The sequence below is a fragment of the Paraburkholderia sp. Ac-20347 genome (assembly GCF_017104805.1).
In the GTDB taxonomy this organism is placed as follows: domain Bacteria; phylum Pseudomonadota; class Gammaproteobacteria; order Burkholderiales; family Burkholderiaceae; genus Paraburkholderia; species Paraburkholderia tropica.
Window position 1 is genome coordinate 12,114 of sequence record NZ_JAAGPN010000037.1, and the last position, 10,017, is coordinate 22,130.

The 10,017-nt window shown below is 60.9% G+C and carries 6 protein-coding genes; all 6 read right to left on the reverse strand.

Features of this window, described 5'->3' with window-relative positions; genetic code table 11:
* Positions 1-2: 2 nt before the first annotated feature.
* A complete protein-coding gene (locus G3N97_RS10160; RefSeq protein WP_205993095.1) occupies positions 3-743 on the reverse strand; it encodes a MotA/TolQ/ExbB proton channel family protein in 741 nt (246 codons plus the stop codon).
* Between the two features lie 23 nt (positions 744-766).
* Positions 767-1,594, reverse strand: coding sequence for an energy transducer TonB (locus G3N97_RS10165; protein WP_205993096.1), 828 nt, complete (start codon positions 1,592-1,594; stop codon positions 767-769).
* Entirely contained in the window at positions 1,584-3,920 is a 2,337-nt protein-coding gene (locus G3N97_RS10170; protein WP_241030508.1) for a TonB-dependent receptor, read from the reverse strand. Before G3N97_RS10170 ends, G3N97_RS10165 begins: the two co-directional genes overlap by 11 nt.
* A 354-nt stretch (positions 3,921-4,274) precedes the next feature.
* The gene (locus tag G3N97_RS10175) at positions 4,275-4,736 is read right to left on the reverse strand and encodes an Lrp/AsnC family transcriptional regulator (protein WP_205993111.1); all 462 of its coding nucleotides are present in this window, start codon (positions 4,734-4,736) and stop codon (positions 4,275-4,277) included.
* Between the two features lie 138 nt (positions 4,737-4,874).
* The gene (locus G3N97_RS10180; protein WP_241030509.1) at positions 4,875-5,900 is read right to left on the reverse strand and encodes a DUF4880 domain-containing protein; all 1,026 of its coding nucleotides are present in this window, start codon (positions 5,898-5,900) and stop codon (positions 4,875-4,877) included.
* 129 nt (positions 5,901-6,029) lie between these two features.
* Positions 6,030-10,013 (reverse strand): type I polyketide synthase, encoded by a 3,984-nt coding sequence (locus G3N97_RS10185; RefSeq protein WP_205993099.1) that lies wholly within the window; start codon positions 10,011-10,013, stop codon positions 6,030-6,032.
* Positions 10,014-10,017 lie beyond the last annotated feature (4 nt).

A 10,017-nucleotide genomic window follows, 5' to 3' on the forward strand; every position in this document is an offset into this window, starting at 1 on the left:
CTTCAGGCGGCGAGATGCGCGGCGGCAGGCTTGTTCGCCGCGGCTTCGCTGACCGCGCGCGTGCCTTCGCTGCGTGCCTTCGCGCCAGTCACGAGGTACACGTGCAGTTCGTGCGCGAATCGGTTCAGGCGATGACTGACGCGCTTGTTGCCGCGATTGACGTAATTGAAACCGAGCACGGCGGGGATCGCGACGAACAGGCCAACGGCGGTCATGATGAGCGATTCGCCGACGGGCCCCGCGACGTGATCGAGACTCGCCTGCCCCGAGGCGCCGATCGCCATGAGCGCGTGATAGATGCCCCACACCGTGCCGAACAGACCGACGAAGGGCGCGGTGCTGCCGATTGAACCCAACACCGCGAGACCGTTCTGCAGGCGCGCGACTTCGTCGTCGAAGGCATTGCGCAGGCCGCGCGCGATCCACTCGCTCGCGCTCAGGCTGCCCTGCATCGATGGTTCGTTGCCGGCGTGCTGCGCGTTCGCCTCGCGTCCGGCCAGTGCGATCGCACGATACGGATTTTCCGCGCGTTCGCCGAGCACGGCGATGCCCTCGTCGATCGACGGCATCGACCAGAAACGCAGTTGTGCGCGCTTACCGAGCGCTTGGAGCCGGCGATTCGCAAACCCCTTGGTGAGAATGACGAACCAGGAAACGATCGACATTCCGAGCAGGAAAACGAAGATGAAGCGGGTGACGAAATCACCCTGATGCCAGACGTTGGCGATGCCGTACTGTTCCATGTTGGAGTCCAATCGTTACGAGTTCAGTTGTTCAGCGAGAACGCGACCGGCTGGGTCGCTTCCACCACGCGCGCAATTCCGGCGGTTTCGAACGGATGGCAACGCCCGGCACGAATTGCAGCCAGCGCCGCCGCATCGAGCAACGCCGATCCGCTGCTGTGTGCGACGCGCGCCGCCGTCACGGCGCCATCGGTGCCGATCACGAGATTCACCATCACGGTGCCTTCCTGTTCGAGCCGTTTCGCTTTCGCCGGATAGTCGGGGCGCGGCATCTGGCAACCGAGTTGCTGGAGTTCGCCCGCGCTGATCGGTTGCGGCCCGGCCAGCAGATTCGGCGCTGCCGCGTGCTGCGTCGCGCCGCTGTCCTGCGCAGACTGCGTCTGCGGTTGAGATTGCTGTTGAGACTGTTGTTCCGAATGCTCCTGCGTCTGCGCCGTTTGTGGACTGGCCGGCGCAGTGCTCGGCGTGGCACGAGGCGGCGTGTCTGCCTCGCGCACCGCCTGAACGGTGCGCGAACTGGGCGCCGTCGACGACAACACCGGATGCGCGCTCTTCCGGGCCGTGGGCGCGATCGGCATTTTCGGCAGCGGCGGCGCCGGTTGCGTATCAGCGGGTCTCGGCGCGGGCGCGGCAACCAGCCGGACATGCACCGACGGTCCCGTTGCCGCGCCACCCTGCAGCGCGAGCGTCACGCGGCTCGAGTGACAGGCCACGTACAAGCCCCCAGCGTGCGCGAGCACGACCAGCGCGGCGATGCCACGACGACGCCAGAGCGCAGAGCTCACGCCCTGCGCGGACGCATCGTCGGCCACGGCATCCGGGACGCCGTTCGCGAGCGCATCAGAAGTCATAGGTACCGGTCAGCACGATGGTGCGTCTCGGCCCCATCGGCACGAAGGTCGACGACGTGGTGCTGCCATACAGATTGCGGTTGAAGATGTTCTTCACCGAAAGATTCAGGCCATAACCTTTGCGCTGATAGAACACGCCGACGTCGGTCTCCACCTGGCTCGGCAAGCGATAGTCGCTCCCGGTGCCCACGTACTGGCTGCCGCTATAGAAGAGACCGATGCCTGCGCCCAACCCGTGCAGTGCGGGCATCTGGAAGTTGTAGGTCGCCCAGAGGCTCGCGGTGTTCTTCGGCAGGTTCACGACCGTCGTCACGCTCGACGGCTGCTTGAAGTTGTTATACGTATAGCTCGCGACGATGTTGACGCCCGGATACACCTGCCCCGTCGCCTCCAGCTCGAAACCCCGGCTCACCGCGCCGCCGGCGGACAGGTAATAGCCCGGATGCTGCGGATCGGAGATGTTGTAGTTGCTATACGAAATACGATAGGCCGCGGCGGTTACGCTCAGCTTGTCGTCGAAAAAATTGAATTTCGTTCCCACCTCGGCCTGCTGGCTGATTTGCGGTGGCAGGAGACCGCCGCCATATTTCGTAGCCGTTGCGGGCGCATAACCGCGGTTGTAATTTGCGTACGCCGCGATATCGGCGGTCAGCCGGTACAGAATGCCGATGCTCGGGCTATAAGCCGCCTGCGTGTTGCCGGGCTTGCCGGTTTCGATAAAGGTATCGCGGCGAATCGAGGCGAGAATATTCAGATTCTCGTACGCCATCTGCTCCTGCAGATAATACGAATTCTGCTTCCAGCCGAGACCGTAGGAAGGCAGCATCTTCGCATCGCTCAGATCCGGAAACGGCGACGGGTCGAATACGCTCGTCTGAATCATCTGGCCGCTATTCGAGCCATCGGCCTGGTTATAGTGCGTCGCTGTGTAATCCCAGCCGACGATCACCGTATTCTTCACCTTGCCGATGTCGAATTTCGCGCGCAGATAGTTGGACAGATTCCACGAGTAGTAATACTGCAATGCGTTCTGCGCCATGAACAGCGACGTGCCGTTGGCCGAAATCGGCGTCAGCGGGCCCCAGCCCTGCAGCACCTGGCGCGACTTGTTGAACGACTCCTTGCTCACGAAAGTCAGCTGATCGCCGAGTTTCTGTTCGAGATTGAAAAAGACGTTATCGGACTGAAGCGAAAAATGATCGCTCGCATTGCCCAAGGGATGATCGAAGTAATGCCGATAGAGATCGCCCGCGGCATACCCCATGGTGAACTGGGGAAACGGCGCGCGTGCAACCGTGCGCTCGTAACCGACCGTCACGTCCGTGCTGCGGTCTTTCCATTCGACGGTCGGCGCGACATAGAGATCGCGTTTGCCGTCGTAGCCCATCGAACTCTCGCCCGCGCGATCGCCCGAGACAATGAAGCGATAGCGCAGCTTCTTGTCGTCCGTAATTGCGCCAGTGGTATCGAACGCGAGTTGCATGTCGCCATACGAACCGTAACTCACCTGGACTTCGTGAAAGGGATCGGCCTGCGGTTTCTTCTTCACGAGGTTGACGACGCCGCCAGGCGGATTGTCGCCGTTGACGATCGCGGACGGCCCCTTGAGCACTTCGACGCTGGCGAGCGCAATCGTCGGCGTGAGACTGGCGAACGACGAGTGCGCGGCCGTGCCGTCCGTCGTGATCCCCGTGGACGTAAACCCGCTGTTCTGGAAACCACGCACGACATAGGTCGGCGTGCCGAACAAACCTTGCTGGACCACGACGCCCGAAACGTTGCGCAGGACGTCGGTGAGACTCTGCACGTTCTGGCTCTGCATCACGGCCGCATTGACGACCGACACCGACTTCGGCGTGTCCGACAAAGGCACGTCGGAGCGCGTGAGTGTGTTCGACGACTCGGCAACGAAGCCTGTGCCGCCCGAATCGCGGTCCGCCGCGACACTGATGATCGGCAATGTCGCGTCAGCCACCGGCGTGGATACCGTAGCGCCCGACGCACCGGCCGCCGCGGCAGACTCGGCTTTGGGCGCCGCGCGCTGGATCGTGAGCGCGCCGCCCGGCGTCGCGACCGGCTCGAGGCCCGTTCCCTTGAGCGCCTGCCGGATAGCGTCTTCCGCCGAATACGTGCCGTCGACCGGCGCGGACTTGAGCGATTGAACCAGCGCTGCGTCGTAGCTCAGGCGAACGTTGGCGGTCTTCGCGATTTCCACGAGTGTGCGATCGAGCGGACCGCCCGCGAGATGGTAACTATGCTGCGCCGCCGTCTGTGCGTAAGCGGCCACGCTCAGAAAAACCTGCGAAACCGATGCGGCGATCGCCATGCTGGAGAGTCTTATCGCCAACGTACGACGCGGTTGTTTTTTGATCTTCAAAGGAACCCCTTCTTCTCGTTTTCGTCTGGACTTTATTAGATTCGTTCTACTATTCATTCGAATTCGCTGTCCGCCTCTCCCGCCTGGCGTATCGATCGGCTTCGCGGCGCGGCAAATCGTGCATCTTCGAACGCCCTGCGCTCTCGCCTGCTTCGTCAAACGAGCGATGCGCAACGACGCGTTACAGATAAAAGTCTATCGCTTGCGGCTGGAAAAAATTTTTAAAAGAATTCGCTGTTTTCTTGTGCTGTAGAATTTGATTCCATCGATCCGGAACTGACCGGATTCGCGTTCCTTCACCCATCACGTCACGTAGTCGAGCGGCAGAACCGTCGTCGACTTGATGGTCTCCATCGAAAAGCTCGAACTGACGTCGAAAATATCGATTTCGCTGATCAGTCTGCGGTACACCGAGTCGTAGGCCTCGATATCGGGCACGACGACTTTGAGCATGTAGTCGATATGACCGCTCATTCTGTACACCTCGATCACTTCGGGAATGGTGGCGACCACGTCGCAGAAGCGTTTGAGCCACGCAGCCGTGTGCTGGGCAGTCTTGATTTCGACAAGCACCGTCACGCCAACATTGATCTTGTTCGCGTCGAGCAAGACCGCACGGCGCGCGATCACGCCGTCCTGTTCGAGTTTCTGGATGCGCCGCCAGCAGGGCGTATTCGAAAGATTCACGCGTTCCGCGATTTCGGAAACCGCGAGCGTGCCGTCCTGTTGCAGGACGGCCAGAATGGCCTTGTCGATGTGGTCCAGCACGCTTTCCTCCTCTCGGAAGCCCGGTCAATAGATCGCGTTTTTCAACGCTCTACCTTACCTGTGCATCTCGGGAGGAAAATCCGCACCCGTCGGCGCGAAATTATTTTGCGCGCGCCGTCTGAGGCGAAACGAAGGTCAGGCCTCTGTTGCGACGGCCAGAACTCTGCCATAGCAGCGCAGCGAAAACCCAAGGCTTTCAGCGAGTTGGCTCAGCGCGGCCTCGATGTCGCCGAGCGAAAACACACCGCTCACGCGCCGGCGGTAGGCCGATTCGGGAAACCGGATATAGCCGCTGTAATAGCGCTGGAGTGTTTCGACGACGTCGGAGAACGGCCGGTCGAGCACCACCAGGGCGCCCTGCGTCCACGAAAAGATGTCGGCGGACGTCTCGGGCAAGCGGGCGATTTTCCCGGCAGACACCGACCAGGCCGAGCCGTCGGGAATCAGCACGCGCTTGCCCGCGTGCACGGAAAGCAACGCGTCGCCGCCCTCCACGGCCACGACGGTATGCAGGCGCAGTACATCGACGCTCACGCGCGCCCCTTCGGTGCTGATAGCCGCGTCGCGCGTCGTGACCACGATCGGCTGCCAGTGCGTGCGGGACTGGTCCGTAGCGAGTTGCCCCGCAGCGAGGTAGACGTGCCCCTGCCCCTGGTCCGCCGTATAGAGACGCGTGCTCGCGCCGACGGTGAGGGGCGTCTCGTCGCTCAGCGAGATACGCTGTTGCGCCGCCCGGCCGTTGCGATAGTCGGCGTCCAGCGCGAAAGCCTTTACCATCTCGCGCGTGCCCACGGCGGCTAGCACGGCCGTGGCGACGCCAACGCCTGCCTTGAGCGCACGCCGCCGCCCGCGTGACGGGACATCCAGCGCACGACGCACCGCGTCGCTCGACGAGCCCTGCAGCGCACCGAAGCGCCCGAGACGCTCCTGCAAGCGCGCCCAGGCGTCCTCGTGCGCCTGATCGGTGCGTAGCCACGCGTCGAACGCTTCGCGTTCGGCCGCAGTGATACGATCGTCACGCAAGCGGATTTCCCAGTCGATGGCTTCCTGTGCCGCCCGGTCGAGCGCATCGGCAGCTGAACCTGATGTCAATTTTGTGGAAGGCATGATCCGGGCATCGCGGTGAGTCGACCGCCGAAAGTGGCGACGAGATGGGCGCATTGTAGGCCATCTCACGACGGTAGCATTTGTTTGCCCCGGCGGTCGATAGATAACGGCGCTGCGCGAACCCCGTATTCTAGTCGCCGTGATGCGTGCGTGGATTTTGAAAAGAAATCTTCACCCGAGGCGTCACCCGCATCCAGACGCTGACGACATAACGAGCCATGCGTGCATTGATTCCGCCACGCTCTCGACATGCTCTTTCATCATCGAAAAATGATCGCCCTGCACCTGAGCGTGTCCTTGCAGGGCATCCCAGTGCGCCAGTAAATCGACCGTGTTCGCGGTCCGGCAAAACGGATCGGCGCAATGAACCAGAAATACAGGCGTTGCCAGTTTTTCCGGAACCCAGTTTCCGAAAAGGCGCTGATACCATGCCATGGCCGTCAGTTGATTGTCGTTCGGAGGCAAGCCTCGCCAACGCTCACCCAACGCATCCAGCAGCGCCGTCTTCATATCAGGTGTCGCGAGATCGAATCGGTACGAGTCCAACATGATCAGCGCTTCAGGCTGTTTGCCCAGAGATTCCAGGCGCGCCGCCGTTGCATGTGCAATCAGGCCGCCACTGCTATGACCTGCGATTACAACCGATTCGCTCCCACAAGCGTCCAATATCGTCTGCGCGTGAAAGTCCGCCAATTCTCCGATGCTCCGCGGTAACGCAGTGTCGTGTGTGAACCCTGGGTTCGGGCAGACGATAATCTCCCGGTCATCTGAACGCTTATTCAGTGCCTCGCCCAGATGCGAATAATGGAAATCGGCCATTGGCGTCGCCGATGCGATGAAAAACAGTTTGTCTGCGCCTCCTGTCGCAATTCTGATCGTAGATTGAACACGCGGTGATGGAATGGATCCGACTCCGGCTTTCACTTCGACTGCGCGGCGAGCATCGCATGCACTATCGAGCAATTGCTGCGCCTTTACATAGTCTTTCTCGACCAGCGATTGAATGACTGCGCTCGACAAGTTCCGCGCCGACTCGACAAATTTTTCACGCGCTTCATTCTCGTCGGATTGACTCGTCGCTTCATCGCGATCGATCGCGCTTTCCAGCCATGCCGTCAATTCATGCACGCTCGGAGCGTCGAATAGCAATGTGGCGGGCAATGGCAGTTCCAGCGCATCGGTCAGCCGGTCCCGGATCGTAATTGCTGTCAATGAATCGAGTCCCCACTCCTGAAGCGGATCGCTTGGGTCAATCTCTCCAGAGATGCCCATAACGGCAGTAATCGTCGAATGAACGAGCTTCGCGAGTACGCGTTTCCGCTCCGGTTGCTGGAGAGACTTCAGATGCGCGCTTGGATGCAGCGAAGACTGGGCTGCGTCAGCTGTTTCAATCGTGCTTTCAAAGGCCGCAACCTTATCGTTGGGTCCTTGAAGCCAATACGACTGGCGCTGAAACGGGTACGTTGGCAAGTCGATATAGCTCACTCCATGAGGCTCGAAGAAAGCTTTCCAGTCGAGCGTATGCCCCTGCACATGCAGGGCCGCCAGCGCCTTCTGCAAGACTTCCACACCCGGACGATCACGTCCCGACGTCGACAGGAACGTACACGCGCGTCTTCGCTCTTCGTCCACGCAGGTCTGCGCTAGAGCGCTTAACGTCGCCTGCGGACCGATCTCCAGATACACCTTCGCGCCTTGCTCCGATAAAGTGCGCACGCCATCCGCGAAACGCACTCCGGCACGCACCTGCCTGACCCAGTAATCCGGATTGCACATTTCCGACTCAACGGCAATCCTGCCGCCGATGTTCGTGACCACCGCGATTTGCGGCGCATTGAAAGTCAGTGTGGATAGTTCCGCGCGGAACGCGTCGAGCATTCCGTCCATGTGGTGCGAGTGAAACGCGTGGCTGACACTCAGACGCGTATGCCGTCGTCCTTGCGCAGCAAAATGCGCCGCTATTTCCAGCACCGGTGCCTCGTCGCCGGAGATCACTGTCGAATGCGGGCCGTTGATTCCTGCAATCGATACTCGCTGACCAAGCTCTTGCAGTTGCGCGTCGACCTCTTCTTCACTCGCCTGTAGCGACACCATCGCGCCGCCCTGCCTTTGCGCCTGCATCAATCTCGCTCGCGTCGCGACCAGCGTGCAGGCGTCAGCCAACGGCAGTACGCCCGCGACATGTGCTGCCGATATCTCGCCGAGTGAATGGCCGAGTAGCAGATCCGGTTTCAGCCCCCACGACTCCAGCAGCCGAAAGAGCGCGACTTCCATGGCGAATAGCGCGGGCTGCGTATAAGCCGTCTGATCCAGCAGCGCTGCGTCGGCGCTTCCGGCATCGGCGAATATCACTTCGCGCAGAGGCCGCGACAGCACGGGGGCGAACTGCTCGCACAGCGCATCGAAGCTCTTTTGGTAAGTCGAAAACGCGTCATACAAATCGCGGCCCATGCCGCAGAACTGGCTGCCCTGTCCAGTGAACAGCACCGCGACCCGTCCACCTTTTGCGTTGTCACACGTCTGCATCACGGTTGCGGACTCGCCTCGCGCCAGTCTTTCCAGCGCATCCATTAGCGTCAGCCGATCACCCGTCACGATAGCCGCTCGACACGCGAAATGACTACGACTTGTCGCCAGCGAATACGCAAAATCGAGCAGATCGATTTCAGTCTGATCGGCAAGCATTGCATGCAATTGCCTTGCTTGCGCCCGAAGCGCGGCCATCGACTTGCCCGACAGCACGAACGGCACAAACGAAGCGGCAGGCAGCGCTGCACGTTCGCTTCGCGGCCGCGTAGCAGACGGCGCTTCTTCAAGAACAACGTGGGCATTCGTGCCGCTCAATCCAAACGCAGAGACCGCCCCCCGGCGTATGCGTTGCCCCACAGGCCAGCGCACTGGCTCGTTCAGGAGCTGCACCGAACCGCTCGACCAATCGACATGTCGACTAGGTCTACGTGCATGTAATGTCTTAGGCAGCAATTCGCGTTGGAACGCCAGCGCAATCTTGATCACGCCCGCCATACCCGCGGCAGCCTGCGTGTGTCCGAGATTCGATTTGATCGACCCAAGATAAAGCGGCAAATCCGCCGAATGTGCCTTGCCATAGGTATCGAAAAGCGCTTCCGCCTCAATCGGATCGCCGAGTTTTGTGCCTGTACCATGGGCCTCGACGACATCGATATCTTTCGCTCCCAGGCGCGCATTGCTCAATGTCTGGCGAATCACGCGCCGTTGGGCCGCACCACTTGGCGCAGTCAAACCCTGGCTGCGCCCATCCTGATTGGCTGCCGATCCACGGATCACCGCCCATATCCGTCGCCCGTTTCTTTGCGCGTCACTCAGACGTTCGAGCATGAGCATGCCCACACCTTCAGCCCAGCCGACGCCATTGGCATCCTCGGAAAAAGGCTTGCAGCGACCGTCTGGCGCGAGTCCACGCAAACGACTGAACTCGATGAACGGCCAGGGCGTCGCCATCACACTGACACCGCCGGCCAGGGCCAGCGTGCTCTCGCCAAGACGCAGCGATTGACACGCCAGATGCAGTGCGACGAGCGAGGAACTGCACGCAGTGTCGACCGTCAATGCCGGCCCTTCGAGACCCAGTGCGTAGGCGATTCGCCCCGACGCGATGCTCGGCGCGCTGCCCACCTGCATGTAGCCCTCCAGATCGCTCGGCACACCGATCATGCGCGCGCCGTAATCGCTATACATGCAGCCGATGAAAACGCCCATCTGACTGCCGTGCAACGAATTCGGCGCGATGCGGGCGCGCTCGACTGTTTCCACCGACGTCTCGAGCAGCAAACGTTGCTGCGGATCCATACTCAACGCTTCGCGCGCCGCGATACCGAAATAGTCCGCATCGAACTGGTCGGCATCCTGCAGAAATCCGCCCGAGCGCGTGTAGCACTTGCCGATCGCGCCGGGATTCGAGTCATATAGTTCGTCGACTTTCCACCCACGCCACTGCGGAAAGGGCGAAATGGTATCGCCCTCGTTAATCAACAGATTCCAGAGTTGATCCGGTGTGGAAATTCCACCTGGAAAACGACATCCCATTCCGATAATCGCAATGGGCTCCTCCGTGACTTTGCGCGCCTCCTGCAATTCGACGAAGGCTTGTTCCAGATATTGGCGAAGTTTCGCTTCGGTGCCGGACATGGCG

What these genes read in the sequence shown, in the direction of transcription:
- G3N97_RS10170 (WP_241030508.1), bottom strand. Translation starts at nt 3,920, where the DNA reads ATGGCGATCGCCGCATCGGTTTCGCAGGTTTTTCTGAGCGTGGCCGCT.
- G3N97_RS10180 (WP_241030509.1), bottom strand. Translation starts at nt 5,900, where the DNA reads ATGCGCCCATCTCGTCGCCACTTTCGGCGGTCGACTCACCGCGATGCC.
- G3N97_RS10185 (WP_205993099.1), bottom strand. Translation starts at nt 10,013, where the DNA reads ATGTCCGGCACCGAAGCGAAACTTCGCCAATATCTGGAACAAGCCTTC.
- G3N97_RS10160 (WP_205993095.1), bottom strand. Translation starts at nt 743, where the DNA reads ATGGAACAGTACGGCATCGCCAACGTCTGGCATCAGGGTGATTTCGTC.
- G3N97_RS10165 (WP_205993096.1), bottom strand. Translation starts at nt 1,594, where the DNA reads ATGACTTCTGATGCGCTCGCGAACGGCGTCCCGGATGCCGTGGCCGAC.